This is a genomic window from Streptomyces sp. NPDC057565 (assembly GCF_042801455.1).
GTDB classification, from domain to species: Bacteria; Actinomycetota; Actinomycetes; order Streptomycetales; family Streptomycetaceae; genus Streptomyces; species Streptomyces yanii.
The window spans coordinates 360379-376302 of sequence record NZ_JBHVFU010000006.1 but is presented as its reverse complement, the minus strand read 5'-3'; the positions used below and the strand labels follow the sequence as shown (position 1 = coordinate 376302).

The window sequence follows — 15924 nt, the reverse complement described above, 5'->3', positions numbered from 1 at the left end:
CGGCAATGTTTGCCCCATGAGGAGCGTCGTCCGGTGCGTGCGATCGCAAGGCGGCCGGAAGCCCTTGGATGGGGTCTCCCCTGCTCGAACGGAGTTGAGAGCTTGGGGAAGGAGCTACCAGGGCTTTTGGCCAACGCAGCGAGTGTGCGTGCTGGGCGGCGCGACGGGGCAAAGCTTGCCGGGAGGGGCACTAGTACACCGGCTTCTCGGGCTCGATCTGGTTGACCCAGCCGATCACGCCGCCACCGACGTGCACCGCGTCGGCGAAGCCCGCCGACTTGAGGACCGCGAGGACCTCGGCGCTGCGGACGCCGGTCTTGCAGTGCAGGACGATGCGCTTGTCCTGCGGGAGGTCCTGGAGGGCGTTGCCCATCAGGAACTCGTTCTTCGGGATCAGCTTCGCGCCGGGGATCGAGACGATCTCGAACTCGTTCGGTTCACGGACGTCGATGATCTCGATCTTCTCGTCCGCGTCGATCCACTCCTTGAGCTGCTTCGGAGTGATCGTGGAGCCGAGCGCCGCCTCCTGGGCCTCCTCGGACACGACGCCGCAGAAGGCCTCGTAGTCGATGAGTTCGGTGACGGTCGGGTTCTCGCCGCAGACCGCGCAGTCGGGGTCCTTGCGGACCTTGACCTGGCGGTACTGCATCTCCAGGGCGTCGTAGATCATCAGTCGGCCGACCAGCGGGTCGCCGACACCGGCGAGCAGCTTGATGGCCTCGGTGACCTGGATGGAGCCGACGGACGCGCAGAGCACGCCCAGGACGCCGCCCTCGGCGCAGGACGGGACCATGCCGGGGGGCGGCGGCTCCGGGTAGAGGCAGCGGTAGCAGGGACCGTGCTCGGACCAGAAGACGGACGCCTGGCCGTCGAAGCGGTAGATCGAACCCCACACGTACGGCTTGTTCAGCAGTACCGCAGCGTCGTTGACGAGATAGCGGGTGGCGAAGTTGTCCGTGCCGTCCACGATCAGGTCGTACTGGGAGAAGATCTCCATCACGTTCTCGGCCTCGAGCCGCTCTTCGTGAAGGATCACGTTCACATACGGGTTGATGCCGAGGACCGAGTCCTTGGCGGACTCCGCCTTGGAACGGCCGATGTCGGACTGGCTGTGGATGATCTGGCGCTGCAGGTTCGACTCGTCGACCTCGTCGAACTCCACGATGCCGAGCGTGCCGACACCGGCGGCGGCCAGGTACATCAGGGCCGGCGAGCCGAGACCGCCGGCGCCCACACAGAGCACCTTCGCGTTCTTCAGCCGCTTCTGCCCGTCCATCCCGACATCCGGGATGATCAGGTGGCGGGAGTACCTGCGGACCTCGTCGACGGTGAGCTCAGCAGCTGGCTCGACCAGGGGTGGCAGCGACACAGGAACCTCAACAATGCAGGTGGTCGGTTTCTACGTACTTCATCTACGTACGGTTGTGCTTGCCGTAACACTGCCACGCCCCCTCTCATTCCGAGATACCAGGTCCGATCCGCGAGACGATTTCGTCCCAGTACTCGGGCAGCGCCGCGAATGGATCGGTTTGTTCCCTGCTGCCCCTCCGCACGGTGCGGTCGGTGAAGAAGATCGTGCCCGCGCCCTGCCAGCGGGCGATGCGCATGGCCTCGTCGAGGTGGGTGCGCGGAACACCGTGCACGAAGTGCGCGAAGCGTCCTGGCGGATAGGCGGCGGTCCACTCCGCCACCTGCGACCAGCGGTAGTCGGTCCAGGCCCCGGAGAAGGTGACCAGCTGGTCGGCGGTCTCGGCGTAGCCGGGATACGGATGGGTCCCGTGCCCGAGCACCAGCAGCCCGTCCTCGAGGAGCATGGCGAGCGTGCTGGTGAGACGGCGGATCGCCGGGAGATCGGCGCGGTCGGCGGGACACCGGTCCAGGTAGAAGCCGTCGACGAGGTACCAGTCGAGGAAGGACTGCGCGTCGGTGATCAGCTCGTCGAACGGACGGTCACCGTGGGCCAGATCGAGGTGGCCCAGCAGTCGGCCTCCCCCTGCCCGGACGATGTCCTGCGCGGTCTCGCCGTCCAGGGCCCGTTCGCGGGCGCTGCGGAGCCGGCCCGCGGCTTCCAGGCAGTGCGGGTCGGGCCGGGCGCCGGGACCGCTGTCGATGTTGAGGACCGCCCAGTGCAGGTGGGTGCCGGGGCGGGCCAGTTCGGCCCATTCGGTGGGGGCGAGCAGCGGATGCGCGTAGCCGGGGACGCCGAAGCCGAGCTGCTCGGCGCCGCCGGTCCTGCGTGCCGTTCCGGCGCTGGTCAGATGCGGCATGCCGCCTCCATCCAGATGTCGGCGAGGGACTCCTCCAGGTTGATCCGGGGCCGCCAGCCGAGCCGGTCGCGGGCGGTGCGCACGTCTGCCTGCTGCCAGGCGCCGCAGCCGTCGGGGTACGGGGACGGGGTCGCCGAGAGGTGTTCGATGACGGACTCGGAGGAGGTGCGGGGAGCGCCGATGGGCATCCGTGCGGGGGGCGTGTCCAGCTCGTGGAGCGCACCCGGGTAGCCCGCGACCTTGGCAAGCACGGCGGCGGCGTCACGGAGCCGTACGGCACGGCCGGTGCCGATGTTGACGACTCCCTGCGCGGCGGAGAGCGAGGCGGCGTGCACGGCGCGGGCGACGTCCCGTACGTCGACGAAGTCGCGCTGCACCCCGAGGCCGCTGAGCTTCAGCTCGCCGTCGCCGGACTGCATGGCGCGGCGCATCGCCTCGGCGAGCCGGCCCAGCGGGGAGCCGGCCGGGGTGCCGGGGCCGACCGGCGAGAAGACCCGCAGTACGACCGCGTCGAGGCCGGAGCCGAGGACGAGTTCGGTGGCGGCGAGCTTGGAGACGCCGTACGGCCCACCCGGGCGCGGGATGGCGTCCTCCGCCGTCGAGGAGCCGGGCTGCGAGGGCCCGTACTCCGAGGAGCAGCCCAGCTGGACGAGGCGGGCGCTGCAGGCGCTGCGCCGCATCGCCTCGCAGACGGTGGCGACGGCGACGGTGTTGTGCCGGGTCAGGTCCCGGGCGCCGCCGCGGGTGGCGCCCGCACAGTTGACGACGACGCCGGGGTGGACGGCGTCCAGGAAGCGGGTGAGTGCTCCGGGGGAACCGCCCGCGAGGTCGAACCGTACGTCGGCGTCGTCGCCGCGGCCGAGCGCCGTGAGGTGCACGGCGGGGTCGGCGAGCAGCCGGTCGGCCACGAACCGGCCGAGGAACCCGTTGGCTCCGAGCAGCAGAACCCTCATCGGGTGCCCCCTTCGTGCCGACGGCGGGCTGCCGGTGCGGGGGATTGGGGGGTCATGTCCGGTGTCTCCTTGGGGAGGTGGTGGGCGGTAAGTGCCTGTCGGGTCCAAAAGGCAGGCGCCGAGGGACAAGGACCCGCGGCGTCGGCTCCGCGGGAGTCGCACAGGAAGTGGCTCTTCATCGCGGCTTATGCGGTGGTGTGGGCGGACGCCCTGGAGAGGGCGACGGTGGCGTGGATCAGCAGCCCGAGCGCGGCTGCGCCGCAGGCGATCGCGGGTACGGCTCCGGTACCGCCCGCCTCGATGACCGCGTAGACGGGGCGGGCGAGGACATCGAGGCCGGGCAGCCGCCCGGCCAGGATCAGGGCGGGGGCGGCCGCTTCGACGGCGCAGGCGGCGGCGAGTCCGGTGGTGGCGGGCTCCGGGAAGCCGTGGACGGTCAGCAGCCGGGCGAGCAGGAGGAGTACGCCGAGTGCGGCGGCCGCGACGAGACTGCCGCCGCCTCCGTACCCGAGTTCGGCGAGGCAAAGCAGCCCCGAGAGCACGCAGAGGAAGAGGGCGACGGTCCCGAGGAGGAGGGGGCGCGCCCCTGCGGCGAACTCCTCCAGTGCGCGGCTGCCGGTGAGTCTGCGATGTGCGTGTACGGAGAAGAGGTGCGCGCACCAGGCGGCGGGAGCGACGGCGAGCGCAAGCCCCAGCAGGGGTGCGGGGGTGAGCGCCCAGGGTCCTTCCGGGCCGCCGCTGAGGACCTGGTCGAGCAGCGCCTGGCCGTACAGGACGTAGCCGAGGAGCCAGCCCGCGTACAGGGTGGCTGCCGCCGAGGAGCGGCCCTCCGGGGCGCGCAGGGGGCCGCTCCGCAGGCAGAGGCCGAGCCCGAGGAACGCGACGAGTGCCCCGCTGAGGGACACGGTGAGCCGCGCCCCGCCGCCGAGTGTTCCCTCGGTGAGTTTCAGGACGACGGCGGTCGCGGTGCAGGCCGCACCGGGCAGCAGCGCGAGGAGCGACCAGACGGCGCGCGTCTCGATGTCGCGCACCGGCGCGGGAGGCACCGCGCGCGCCGGCTCCCCCGTCACGGCGGGCACCCGCGCGTAGAGCTCCTCGGCGAGCGAGAAGACATCGCGGTGCCGGTAGCGGGCGGCGGTGCGGTCGGTGACCCCGTGGGCTTCGAGCCCGGCGGCGATCTCCAGCGGGTCGACGGCGCGTTCGCACAGGTCGCGGTGGCGGTGCATGAGGGTCTTCACGGGATCGACGGGCCCGCGCCGGAATCCACTGAGCTTGCGTGCGGGGGTGGCACGGGTGCCCGCGATCTCGGGGGCCCGGGGGGTGAGTGCGGGTGCGTCGTCACTCTCGGGGGCCCGGGGGGTGAGTGCGGGTGCATCGTCACTCTCGGGGGCCCGGGGGGTGAGTGCGGGTGCATCGTCACTCTCGGGGGCCCGGGGGGTGAGTGCGGGTGCATCGTCACTCTCGGGATGTGTCCGGGTCGGCGTCTGCGTCCGCGTCTCGGCCGGCGTGTCGGTCCGCGTCTCGGTCTCGGCCGCACCCGGGGCGCAGGCGGCGGGCCCGGCAGGGGTCGGGGCCTGCTCGAGAGCTCCGGCCTCGGGCGCTGTACCGGCCTCGGCCTCCGCGAGGACACCGTCCTCGGAAGCGCCTGCGCTCTCCGCCGCAGCACCGGCGCCCTGCGCAGCGCCGGCGCCGGGCTGTGCGAGCTCTGCGGGGTCCGCACGCACATCGGCGGTTCCGACGCCGGTGAGTGCCCCGCCCGTGGCGGCAGGGGACTCGTCGGCAGTCCCGGGGCAGTCGGGTGCCGGACTCCCGGTCACGTCCGGCACCCGCGCCGATTCCCGATCCGGCGCCGGGTCCCGCAGCGAATCCGCGTCCGGGTCCCGTTCCTGCGGGGAGTCCGGCCCCCCGGTCGCCCCCCTCGTCGGCGAATGCTCCCTCACCGCCACCGTTCGCAGCGGTCCCACCCCCGCAAGGCCCGGCATCGCCCCCGTCCCGGGCCGCTCCCGGGCCGGGGCGGAAATCTCCGTGCCCCGGGGTTCGGAGACCAGGGCTTCCGAGCGGGGGTCCCAGCTCCTGCCGGTCGTCGTGGTGCCGGGGACGCCGAGCGCCTCGGTCGGGCGGCCGCCCATGGGAAATCCTCCGTGATCCATGCCGAGTCCGCCGGACCGGCTCGTCCTTCTGTACGTCTGTTGCTCACCCATCGCGGTCCGCCGTCCCGAGCGCACCCGCGCACGCGCCCTCGGTGGCCCAGCTCGGGGTGTGCGCGGGACCCGTCCAGCTGCCCAGGACCTGGGCCTCGGGCGGAGACGCGAACGGACGCGGGGCGCCGTCCGCCTCCCTGCGCACCGGGGAGCGGGAGATCAGCTCCAGGTAAATGTCGCGAAATGCCGCGAGGTTCTGTTCGACGGTGAAGAGTTCGAGGGCGCGGGCGCGCGCCGCCGCGCCGAGACGTGCACGGCGCTCGGGGTCGCGCAGCAGCGTGATGCACGCGTCGGCAAGCGCCCGGGGGTTGCGCGGGGGCACCACAAGACCCGTACCGCCGATGACCTCGACGACCGCGCCGACATCCGTCGACACCGTGGCCCGTCCGCAGAACATCGCCTCGACCAGACTGATCGGGAAGCCCTCGACGACGCTGGAGAGGACGACGATCCCGCCCGCCGCGTACGCCTCGGCGAGGTCCGAGACCTCGGCGCCGCCGATGTCCTCGAAGGAGACCGGGTTGTCGCCTACGGCGTGTGCGTCGGCCGCCTCGTCGGGGAAGAGCTGGGCGGCGAGTGCCCGGCAGTGCGCGAGGTACGTGGCACCTTCCGCACCCGGTGCCGGTGCGCCGATGATCCGCAGCCGGGCGTCCGGTTCGGCCTTCCGTACCCGTGCGAAGGCGTGCAGCAGTGCGATCAGGTCCTTGGACGGGTCTATCCGGCCGACCCAGACCAGGGTGTCGGGACCGCCCTCGTCGTTGCTCTCCCCCAGGGCTGCGAAGCGGGCGGCGTCCATGCCGGGGTAGACCGTGCGCAGCTTGGCACGGTCGGCACCGCACCGTTCCTGCCAGCGGCGTGCGTGCGTGTTGCCGGGGGTGATGAGCGCGGCCTGCCGGTACACCTCGGTGGCGAGCCGTCCGTGGAACCCGGCGAGCAGGGCGCGTACCGGCGCGCCCAGGGCCGTGCCGGTCGCTGCGAGGTAGTGGGCCCGCAACTGCACGCCGTGCTCGGTGACCAGCAGCGGGACGCCGAAGAAGCGTTTGGCCAACAGCCCGGGCAGGGCCGCTGCCCCGCCGGACGCCGCGTGGCAGAGGTCGACCGCACCGAGGCTCTCCTCGTCGTACCAGTCGAGGGAGAGCGGGCGCAGGACGCGGTCCAGTTCCGCGGCGAGGGCGAGGATGTCGGGGACGGTCGCTGCGTGGACGGTCCGCCCGGTGCCCCGGGCGCGGCAAACTGCTTCCAGTACGCGCACGGCTGTCTCGGAGCGGAGCGCCGCGGGAAGTCCGCCGTGTTCGCGGGCCAGTTCGGCGAGTCCGTACAGCCCGTCGGTGAACTGCGCGTCGGCGGCGTCGGCCGTCGATCCGCCATCGCCGCCCTCCGCGGTCGCGTCCGACGTGCAGATCGACGTGGCGAGCGCCGTGAAGTGCGCGGTGAACAGGCGCCGCTCGCGCCGTCCGTACGACCGCCCGCCCCCTCCGGTCACCAGCCGGGCGAGCAGCCCTTTGGGGACGTGCCCGCCCAGAATGTCCTCGTCGGTCATCCACAGCGGCGCCGTCCGTACCCGGCTGACCTGGATCGGAAGCTGTACCCAGCCCTGCGCCTCCTGCTCGGCGGAGCGGCTGAGCGCGTAGAGGTCGAACTCGTGCTGCGTCAGCCCGCGCACCAGACGGTCGCACCAGAGTCTGGACTCACCGGTCGCATACGGATAACCACCGTCGGTGAGGAGTCCGATCCGCACGAGCGCAACCCCGATCTTCCCTGTGGGCGGCCGCCGATGGTTTTGGCGACTCGCAGCGGGACGACCGTATGCGGATACGCGGGTGGCGCGACGGACGGTTGTCCATCGCGCCACCGAAAGGGGTGAACAGTCGTAACTTTCCTGCCCCCGTAGCGTTCTGTCGCGCTAAGAGGATGATCAGTTATGCAGAGTCAGGCTGCGGCCAGCTCCTTGCGGGCCGCCCGGCGCACCGTCGCGAGCGCCGGATCGAGCGCGGGCACGGCGGCGAGGAGCTGCTTGGTATACGGATCCTGCGGCGCCCCGTAGACCTCGTCGACCCGGCCCTGTTCGACGATCCGGCCCTGCCGCATCACCGCGACCCGGTCGCTGACCTGCCGGACGACGGCCAGGTCATGGGCGATGAAGACCAGCCCGAGCCCCAGTTCCCGCTGGAGTTCGGCGAGGAGTGCGGTGACCTGCGCCTGGGTGGTGACATCGAGCGCGGAGACCGGTTCGTCGCAGACGATCAGCTCGGGGCCGGCGGCGAGCGCGCGGGCGATACCGACGCGCTGGCGCTGTCCGCCGCTGAATTCGTGCGGGTAGCGGTCGTACCGGTCGGGGTCGAGCCCGACGCGTTCCAGCAGTTCCTGGACACGACTCCGGATCCTGGTGTCGTCGAGCACGCCCGCGGCGCGCAGCGGATCGGCGACGGATTCGCCGATCGAGCGGCGCGGGTTGAGCGAGGCGACGGGGTCCTGGAAGACCATCTGGAGCTCGCGCCGGTACGGCCGCAGTGCCTTGTCGGACAGGGAGCCGATCTCCGCACCCCCGTAGCGGAGGCTGCCGCCGGTCGGGTCGAGGAGGCGTACGAGCATCCGGCCGAGCGTCGTCTTGCCGCTGCCGCTCTCGCCGACGATGCCGAGTGTCTCGCCGCGGTGGACGGTGAGGGAGACGCCGTCCACGGCGATGACCCGGCCGCTGCCGCGCCCGAATTCGCGCCGCAGGCCGACGGCTTCGAGCAGCGGCTCGCCACCGCCCGCAACCCGCGGCGCCGGGACCGGCACCGCGCCCTTCACATCCGGCGCCGCAGCCGGTGTCGCCCGCTTCGCGTCCACCCGCGGCACCGCGGAGAGGAGTTCGCGCGTGTACGGCCGACGGGGCGCACCGAGCACGTCGGCGACCGGCCCGCTCTCCACCTCCCGGCCCGACTGCATGACCAGCACGTCGTCGACGCTCTCCGCCGCGACGCCCACGTCATGGGTGACCAGCAGCAGTCCCATGCCCGTTTCGTGGCGCAGGTGGTGCAGCAGGTCGAGGATCTGGGCCTGGACGGTGACGTCCAGCGCGGTCGTCGGTTCGTCGGCGATCAGCAGCTGCGGCTCGCAGGCGAGCGCCATCGCGATGAGGGCGCGCTGCCGCATCCCGCCGGAGAACTCGTGCGGCCGGGACCGGGAACGCCGTGCCGCGTCGGGGATGCCGACCCGGTCGAGGACCTCCACGGCCCGCGCCCGCGCCGCCCGCCGTGAGGCACGCGTGTGGACCCGGTACACCTCGGCGATCTGGTCGCCGACCGCGTAGTACGGATCCAGGGACGACAGCGGGTCCTGGAAGACCATCGCGGCCCTCGCCCCGCGCAGCGCCCGCAGTTCCGCGTCCGTCGCGGCCTGTACATCCACGCCCGCGACGCGGATCGAGCCGCCGACGGTGGCTCCTGTCCCCCGGTGCAGTCCGAGCAGGGCGTACGCCGACGCGCTCTTGCCGGAGCCGGACTCACCGACGACACCGAGTGCGGCGCCCGCCTCCAGCGTGAAGGACAGTCCGTCCACGGCCCGGGCGCCCGCCGCGCCGTCGAAGGAGATCGTCAGATCGGAGACCTCGACGAGGCTCATGACAGCACCACCCGACGGTCGGCCATCGCCTGCAGGATGTCCGCGACGGCATTGGCAAGGACGACGAAGAAGCCGGTGACGAGCACCAGGCCGACGACGACCGGAAGGTCGACGTTCTTCACGGCGTCGACCAGTTCACGTCCGACGCCGGGGATGTTGAACAGCGATTCGGTGAGGACGGCGCCGCCGAACATCGAGCCGATGTCCAGCGCGCCGAGCGCGATCACGGGGCCGAGTGCGCCGCGCAGCGCATGCCGTCCGACGAGGCCGCGTTCGCTCACCCCGTACGCGCGGAAGGTGCGCACATGGTCCTCGGCGAGGGTCTCCAGCATGGACGACCGGGTCATCCGAGCGTACGGAGCGGCGGAGACCAGCGCCAGCGAGACCCAGGGCAGCAGCAGGTTCCAGGCCCACTGCTCCGGGTTCTCGGTGAGCGGTACGTAGTCGGGGAACGGCAGCAGTTGCAGCGCCGAGCAGAACACGATGATCAGCAGCAGACCGACGACGAAGACCGGCGTGGCCATGCCGGCCAGGGTCAGTCCGGTGAGGATCCGCTCGGTCGCTCGGCCGCGCCGCCACACCGAGAGCAGTCCGGTGCCGACGCCGAGCAGGATCCACAGCACGAAGGCGCCGATGGCGAGCGAGGCGGTGGCCGGAAGTTTGGTGAGGATCATCTGGGTGACCTGCTGGTCGTCCTGGTAGGAGCGGCCGAGGCAGGGGGCCTGGCAGTGCAGGATCCCGGTGCCGGTCGAGTAGTCGTGGCCGACGAAGATCCCCTGGAGGAAGTGCGCGTACTGCACGTACAGCGGGTCGCCGAGCCGGAGCTGGTCGCTGACCTGCGCCACCTGGGCGGGTGAGCAGCGCGGCCCGCAGGCGATCTGCGCGACGTTGCCCGGGGCGACGTAGAACGCGGCGTAGACGACGACGCTGAGGGCGAGGAGCACGAACAGCGCCCCGCCGAGGCGCCGCAGCAGGAACCGGGTCATCCTCCGGCCTCCTTCTTGCGTCCGGTGCCGATCCGCAGCCGCGAGGCGACACGCGGGTCGAGTGCGTTGCGTACGCCTTCGCCGAGGACGGTCAGCGCCAGCACGGTGATGAAGATGAGCAGGGCGGGGATCAGCAGATAGGTGGGCGCCGCCTGGTACCAGGTGTCGGCGTCGCTGAGCATCTGTCCCCAGGACGGCGTGGGCGGCTTGATGCCGACACCGAGGAAGGACAGCGCCGCTTCGACGACGATGTTGCCGGGGAAGAGCAGCACGGCGTAGGTGATGACGGGTGCGGCGAGCGCGGGCAGCAGTTCGCGCCGGGCGATCCGCCCGCCGCCCCAGCCGCTGAGCCGGGCGGCGGCCACATGGTCGAGCGACTTCAGCGCGAGGGTCTGGGCGCGCACGATCTTGGAGATGCCGGACCAGCCGACCAGCCCGACGATCGCGGCGATCAGCACCGGGCGCGGGAAGCCGGCGGGGACGACGGCGAGCGCGCCGAGCGCGATCACCATGACGGGCAGGGCGACGACGATGTCGGTGACGCGGCTGAGCGCCTGGTCGACGAACCGGTTGCCGAGTCCGGCGGCGAGACCGACGACCACACCGATGATCACCTGGAGCAGGGTCGCGGCCAGCGCGACGCCGAGCGAGACCCGCGCCCCGTACACGACGCGGGCGAACAGGTCGCGGCCGGTGAGCGGTTCGACGCCGAGCCAGTGCTCGGAGCTGATGCCGCCGAACGATCCCAGTGGTACGCCGCCGGTGGCGGAGTCGACGAGGTTCGCGTGGTACGTGGTGGGGTCCTGGCCCTCGATGCCCGCCAGTAGCGGGGCCGCGAGCGCGACCAGGACCAGCAGCGCGACGATCACGGCCGCCACGACGGCGGAGCGCCGCGCGCGCAGCCGCCGCCAGAACGAGGAGGCCCCGGAGGCGGGGGCCGCCGCAGCGACGCCCGCCTCCTTGACCAGCAGAGCTTCGGCCATGGTTACTTGACCGCGACCTGCGAGATGTCGAGCACACCGGTCCAGTCGCTGATGACGACGTTCTTGACGGCCTCGCCGTACAGACGCTTGTAGACCGGGTGGAACAGCGGCACGGTCACCGCCTGCTCACCGATCTTCTTGTCGAGCGCGCCCCAGCGCTTCGCGGCCGCGCTCAGGTCGGTCAGCTTGTTGATCTCGTCGACCTCCTTGTTGACGGAGGGGTCGTCGAGCTGGAAGGTGTTGAAGTTGTAGCCGTCCTTGACGATCTGGCGTCCGTCGAAGATCGGCGCGAGGAACGGACCGCCGGACGGCCAGTCGGCGCCCCAGCCGGTGAGGAAGAAGCCGGGCTCGCTCTTCACGTCGTGGATCTTGTCCGAGTAGGCGTTGCCCTCCAGGCCCTCCAGCTCGACCGTGATCCCGGCCTTCTTCAGCGCCTCCTGGATCGCGGTGGCGATCTCCGGGCTGGTGGCGAAGTTCTTCTCGTTGGAGTGCGTGAGGGTGATGGTCAGGCCCTTGGCGTAACCAGCCTCCTTCAGCAGCTCCTTGGCCTTGGCCGCGTTGCCTGTCCTGCCGGCCGGGAAGGCGTCGTAGGCGCTGTGGCCGAAGGACGCCTGCTCCGGCAGGAAGGTGGTGGCGGGCTCGGCAAGCGAGGAACCGCCGGCCGCGTTGATCACGGAGGACCTGTCGACGGCGTACGAGATCGCCTCGCGCACCTTCGGATTGTCGAACGGCTTCACCTTCGGGTTGAAGGCGATGTAGTTCGTGTAGCCGAAGTGGCCGGTGCCGACGCGGGCGGCGAGCTTCTTGTCGCCGGTGACCTTGGCGAGCTCGGCCGGGCCGAGGTTGGTGTCGGTGGTGACGGCGGCGGCGTCGGCGCCCCGGGAGGCGGAGAGCCGCTGATTGATGACGGCGGAGTCGAGTCCGGAGCGTACGTCGATCCGGTCCGGGTACGCCTTGCGCTCCTCGTCGGTGGCGGCCGACCAGAACGTGTTGCGCTCCAGGACGAGGCGCTCGCCGTCGCCCTCGTTCCTGACGACCTTGTAGGGCCCCGAGGAGATCGGATGGTTCTCGTACTTCGCGCCGGTGTCCTTGGCCTTCGGCACCGGGGTCGTCTGGGTCTGCGTCGCCAGGTAGGGGAACTCGCCCTCCGGCTTGTTGAGGTGGAAGACAATCGTCTTCGCGTCGGGCGTCTCGATCGAGGCGAGGCCCTTCTTGTCCTTGTAAGGGCCCTGGTAGTCGGCGCCGCCGATCAGCCAGTCGCGCAGATAGGGCGCGCCGCCGGAGAGTTCGGCAGCGAAGGAGCGCTCGATGCCGTACTTGATGTCGGCGCTCGTGATCGCTGTGCCGTCCTCGTACTTCAGACCGTCCTTGAGCGTGTACGTCCAGACGGTGGCGTTCTTGCTGGGCGTGCCCAGGTCGGTCGCCAGGTCGGGCACGACCTTCGCGCCGGCCGCGCCGTTCTCCCGGTTGCGGGTGGTCAGCGTACGGAAGACCAGGGACGGGACGTTGCCGCCACCGGAGGTGTACAGCCGCGCGGGGTCGAAGTCCTCCTGCGCGTTGCTGTTGAGGACGGTGAGCATGCCGCCCTTGGCGGGCTTGCCCGCAGCGCCGGAGCCGGCGTCGCTGCCCTTGCTGTCCTGGGGCCCGCACGCGGCGGCGCCCGAACCCACGACGAGAACCACGACGGCCGCTGCCACGCGGCGCGATATGACGGACGGTTGACGCATCGGAAGATGACCTCTCGGAGTACTGCTGACGGAAGAAGGCTGAACGAGGATCCGTGCAGGCAGCAGCGAGGGTGCGGGATGGAACAAACGGTCAGGGATCAGAATGGACCGGACCGGGACACCGAAACTGCCGCGCCTGCGGACGGAGTACGCCCGGCGCGGCAGTCGGGAAGAGCCGTTCCCTGTGGGACAGGGCTCGGGGAAAGGGAGTCGACGCGCGCTCAGGCAGGCGTCAGCAACAGTGAATGTCGGCGACGCTGTGCCCGGTCACACCGATGAGCGCCAGCTCTATGGCTGCGCGTTCGAAGGTGACGGGGCTGCGTGACATGCCGAGAAATATGCGCGACCGCACCCTTGATGTCAACGCGGAATGAGACAGTCGTCCCACATGCCGGACACCCTCTCCGGGGGCCGGACGCCCGGCATCGTCGCCGGCATCGGCCGGGAGGCAGTCGACGGGGGCCGACGGGCGGCCCGACCGGGCTCAACTGCCCGGATAAACCCAGGCGTTGGGGCGGCACTTGACGCCGTCGACATCGAGGGACTTGGTCTGCTGCTGCATCACGGGAGCCAGTGCGCCCGGCGTGCGGCAGCTCACATGATTGTGACCCAGCCGGTGGCCGACCTCGTGGTTGATCAGCATCTGGCGGTAGGAGAAAAGCTTCTTCGGGCCGAACGTCGATGATCCCTGCGCCCAGCGATAGGCGTTGATCATCACGCGCTCGGTCGCCGCCGAATCGCACGAGACATTGTCTTCGGTCGTATCGAGACCCGACTTCTCGCACCAGTCACCGGTGGTTCCCGGGCTGGCCAGAGTGATCACGAAATCCGGATCGCCCGCGGAGATCCGCTCGAAAGTCATGGCGCCGCCGTGCGCCCAGCTGCGGTCGTCATTAAGGGTTCTCTGGACCGCCTCGGCAAAAAGTCCGGTGTCGAGGCCGAGACCTTTCTCGACGTCGATCCGATAGCGATACTTATGCCCCTTGCCCGGAGCCTTCGCCGTTCCCGGGACCGTCTCGAAGTGTCCGGAACCCTTGAGTTCCGGAGCGAGCGGATAGGCCACAGCCATCTTCTGCTCGTACGAAAGAGGCGCGGCCGCCACCGCTTTCGGCGTCGGCCGGTCGTCCGAACGGGAGGAGGTGTCCTCGCCACCGTCCCGGTCGACGCCCGCGCCGGACGCGGCCATGCCGACGCGCGCGCTGCTGTCATGTGCGACCTGACCGGCCACGACCACCGCGAGCACGGTGGTCACGGCGGCGGCTGCGACACCGGTGAAGGTGCGCCCCTTACTGCTCCTGGTGACCGGCGGGGCATCGGCGTCGCCGGGGGGCGGCCACTCCTCCCCGTCGCCGACCGCGGTGAACGGGTCGGCCTGCGGGGCGGACGGAGAACGAGGGGCGGGCAGCGCGGACGGTGCGTCGAAGGCATCGACGAACTCCCGTCGCGGACCCGGTATCAGCGACCTCGTGGCGGTCGCGGGCTGCCGATCCGACATCCCCTCCGGCATCGGCCGGGCCGTGGGCCGAGGCATCTGCGACTTCCCGGGCCGCAGACCCGGGCCGCCCGGCCGCCCCGGAGCCTGCTCACCGAACACCGGCTGCGGTCCGGTCCCCCAGCCACCCCCCGGATCGCGCTGCTCGGGATGGCCGCCACGCACCTGCGGGACCCCCCGGGAAGGGGTGTGCCCGTCCGCGCCGGGCGGCACTCCGGCCACCCTCCTGCGCCGTCCACTGCCGGGCTCCGGCCGGGCCGCCTCACGAGCGCCACCCCGGTCCGCCGCTCCGGCATCGATATCTCGTTCGCTGGCTGGGGGCTCTTTTCGGCTATGTCGTCCCACGCCCCGGATCAGCTCCCGCCGCATTCGTCGAGCAGTTCCCGGAACGCCTGGGCGACCGCTTCCGGGTACTCCATCATCGCCACGTGCCCGGCGTCGGGCAGTGTCAGCAGCCGCGAATCGCGGAAGGCCGCGGACGCTCTGCGTGCCATCCGGTACGAGACGAGCTGGTCCCGTCCGCCGTACACGAGCTGGGTCGGTGCGAGCACACGCTCGGCCTGGCGCCACAGTCCGTGCTGCCCGCCCAGCGTGTACGCATCGACGATGCCACGCGCCGAGCGCGCCATCGCATCCCAGAAGTACGGCAGTTCCAGCCGTCTCTCCATTTCGGCCACCGCTTCGCGGAAGCCGGCCTCGGAGACGCGTGCCGGATCGCCGTAACAGAGTGCCATGACTCCGCGCGTCCGTTGTTCCGCCGTCACGTCCTTGGTCATCCGGGAGAACAGGGATGCGACCCCCGGAACGGCGAGCAGTCCGGTCGGTACGGCGGGCCACTGCACCCGGATCTCGGGCAGCGCCGGCGAGATGAGGGTGAGCGTCCTCACCAGGTCGGGGCGGACGGCCGCGACCCGGGTGGCCACCGCGCCGCCGAGGGAATTACCGAAGAGATGGACGGGACCGCGCTCCCCCGCGTCCAGGAGCCGGATCACCGCGCGGGCGTGCCCGGTGACCGAATAGTTGCCGTCGTCCGGCGGCGGGGAGTCCCCGAAGCCGGGCAGGTCGACCGCCTCGCCGTCCACCACGTCCTGGAGCAGCGGCATCAGCGCCGACCAGTTCTGCGAGGAGCCGCCGAGCCCGTGCACGTAGAGCGCGGGCGGCAGACCGGTCCGCTCCGGCGGCCGGGCGCGGACGTTCAGCGTCAGGCCGGGGAGCGCGACGGAGCGCAGCTCCTCCCCCTCGGCAACCCGGACGGCGCTCACCGCGGGGGCCGCCGCTGCAGCGGCGGCCCGGACTCCCGGCAGCTCGGTCGAAGACATGCGGCAATGTTACGAGACGATCACACCGTGATTCATGTGTTCGCCGTCACAGATCGCATAGCGCCGTGCCGGGCTAGCTCCTAGGCTCGAAGCTAAGGAAGGGAGTCACCATGACGGTCGACCCCAGCGACCCGGAGACCTTCGAGAGAATTCAGCCGGACGAGCCGGACCCGGAGGCACCCGAGGCTGACGCGGCCGAACAGCAGGCCGACCTCCAGCCGAGGAGCGACGATCCGCTCACGGACATCGACCGGGACACCGCAAATGAGGCGGATGCGGCGGAGCAGGCCCGCGTCGTCGCGGAGGACGAGGACGATTACCGCTGATACGTCCCGCTTTGCCGTGCAGGTCGACGAATCTGTGGCTACCGCAGCCGTCCGGTCCGTGAAA

At 71.2% G+C, this 15924-nt stretch carries 13 protein-coding genes; 1 reads left to right on the top strand and 12 read right to left on the bottom strand.

All coding sequences use genetic code 11. The features are described 5' to 3' along the window. Positions 1–190: 190 nt before the first annotated feature. The 12 genes from moeZ to ACFU8W_RS16200 form a co-directional block, all read right to left on the bottom strand. Positions 191–1369: an adenylyltransferase/sulfurtransferase MoeZ gene (gene moeZ, locus ACFU8W_RS16255; protein ID WP_345510494.1), complete on the bottom strand. Its 1179-nt coding sequence runs from the start codon at positions 1367–1369 to the stop codon at positions 191–193. Positions 1370–1454: 85 nt separating this feature from the next. Next, positions 1455–2267: a spherulation-specific family 4 protein gene (locus tag ACFU8W_RS16250; RefSeq protein WP_384036961.1), complete on the bottom strand. Its 813-nt coding sequence runs from the start codon at positions 2265–2267 to the stop codon at positions 1455–1457. Further along, on the bottom strand, positions 2255–3220 hold the full coding sequence (locus tag ACFU8W_RS16245) for an NAD-dependent epimerase/dehydratase family protein (RefSeq protein WP_384036958.1): 966 nt from the start codon (positions 3218–3220) through the stop codon (positions 2255–2257). Before ACFU8W_RS16245 ends, ACFU8W_RS16250 begins: the two co-directional genes overlap by 13 nt. A 185-nt stretch (positions 3221–3405) precedes the next feature. Continuing rightward, a complete protein-coding gene (locus ACFU8W_RS16240) occupies positions 3406–4446 on the bottom strand; it encodes a hypothetical protein (RefSeq protein WP_384037148.1) in 1041 nt (346 codons plus the stop codon). Between the two features lie 967 nt (positions 4447–5413). After that, on the bottom strand, positions 5414–7159 hold the full coding sequence (locus tag ACFU8W_RS16235) for a glycosyltransferase (RefSeq protein WP_384036955.1): 1746 nt from the start codon (positions 7157–7159) through the stop codon (positions 5414–5416). A 191-nt stretch (positions 7160–7350) separates the two neighbouring features. Further along, entirely contained in the window at positions 7351–9027 is a 1677-nt protein-coding gene (locus ACFU8W_RS16230; protein ID WP_345510497.1) for an ABC transporter ATP-binding protein, read from the bottom strand. Beyond that, positions 9024–10013 carry an ABC transporter permease gene (locus tag ACFU8W_RS16225; RefSeq protein WP_345510499.1) on the bottom strand — a complete coding sequence of 330 codons (990 nt, stop codon included), beginning with the start codon at positions 10011–10013 and terminating at the stop codon, positions 9024–9026. Before ACFU8W_RS16225 ends, ACFU8W_RS16230 begins: the two co-directional genes overlap by 4 nt. Further along, positions 10010–10996 (bottom strand): ABC transporter permease, encoded by a 987-nt coding sequence (locus ACFU8W_RS16220; RefSeq protein ID WP_384036951.1) that lies wholly within the window; start codon positions 10994–10996, stop codon positions 10010–10012. Before ACFU8W_RS16220 ends, ACFU8W_RS16225 begins: the two co-directional genes overlap by 4 nt. Before the next feature lie 2 nt (positions 10997–10998). Beyond that, on the bottom strand, positions 10999–12723 hold the full coding sequence (locus ACFU8W_RS16215) for an ABC transporter substrate-binding protein (RefSeq protein ID WP_384036948.1): 1725 nt from the start codon (positions 12721–12723) through the stop codon (positions 10999–11001). Between the two features lie 232 nt (positions 12724–12955). Beyond that, entirely contained in the window at positions 12956–13051 is a 96-nt protein-coding gene (locus tag ACFU8W_RS16210; RefSeq protein ID WP_323135872.1) for an Ms4533A family Cys-rich leader peptide, read from the bottom strand. Positions 13052–13207: 156 nt separating this feature from the next. Beyond that, positions 13208–14584 carry a DUF3152 domain-containing protein gene (locus tag ACFU8W_RS16205; protein WP_384036945.1) on the bottom strand — a complete coding sequence of 459 codons (1377 nt, stop codon included), beginning with the start codon at positions 14582–14584 and terminating at the stop codon, positions 13208–13210. After that, entirely contained in the window at positions 14569–15534 is a 966-nt protein-coding gene (locus ACFU8W_RS16200) for an alpha/beta fold hydrolase (RefSeq protein WP_384036942.1), read from the bottom strand. Before ACFU8W_RS16200 ends, ACFU8W_RS16205 begins: the two co-directional genes overlap by 16 nt. A 110-nt stretch (positions 15535–15644) precedes the next feature. On the opposite strand from ACFU8W_RS16200, the gene ACFU8W_RS16195 reads away from it, so the two are divergent. Next, positions 15645–15860, top strand: a complete 216-nt coding sequence (locus ACFU8W_RS16195) for a hypothetical protein (RefSeq protein ID WP_345510504.1) — start codon at positions 15645–15647, stop codon at positions 15858–15860. Positions 15861–15924: the final 64 nt, after the last annotated feature.

Bases quoted from the DNA above. Each gene is read 5' to 3' on its own strand.
- ACFU8W_RS16250 (WP_384036961.1), bottom strand. From the start codon at position 2,267: ATGCCGCATCTGACCAGCGCCGGAACGGCACGCAGGACCGGCGGCGCC.
- ACFU8W_RS16200 (WP_384036942.1), bottom strand. From the start codon at position 15,534: ATGTCTTCGACCGAGCTGCCGGGAGTCCGGGCCGCCGCTGCAGCGGCG.
- ACFU8W_RS16215 (WP_384036948.1), bottom strand. From the start codon at position 12,723: ATGCGTCAACCGTCCGTCATATCGCGCCGCGTGGCAGCGGCCGTCGTG.
- ACFU8W_RS16225 (WP_345510499.1), bottom strand. From the start codon at position 10,013: ATGACCCGGTTCCTGCTGCGGCGCCTCGGCGGGGCGCTGTTCGTGCTC.
- ACFU8W_RS16240 (WP_384037148.1), bottom strand. From the start codon at position 4,446: ATGCACCGCCACCGCGACCTGTGCGAACGCGCCGTCGACCCGCTGGAG.
- ACFU8W_RS16195 (WP_345510504.1), top strand. From the start codon at position 15,645: ATGACGGTCGACCCCAGCGACCCGGAGACCTTCGAGAGAATTCAGCCG.
- ACFU8W_RS16205 (WP_384036945.1), bottom strand. From the start codon at position 14,584: ATGCGGCGGGAGCTGATCCGGGGCGTGGGACGACATAGCCGAAAAGAG.
- ACFU8W_RS16220 (WP_384036951.1), bottom strand. From the start codon at position 10,996: ATGGCCGAAGCTCTGCTGGTCAAGGAGGCGGGCGTCGCTGCGGCGGCC.
- ACFU8W_RS16230 (WP_345510497.1), bottom strand. From the start codon at position 9,027: ATGAGCCTCGTCGAGGTCTCCGATCTGACGATCTCCTTCGACGGCGCG.
- ACFU8W_RS16210 (WP_323135872.1), bottom strand. From the start codon at position 13,051: ATGTCACGCAGCCCCGTCACCTTCGAACGCGCAGCCATAGAGCTGGCG.
- ACFU8W_RS16245 (WP_384036958.1), bottom strand. From the start codon at position 3,220: ATGAGGGTTCTGCTGCTCGGAGCCAACGGGTTCCTCGGCCGGTTCGTG.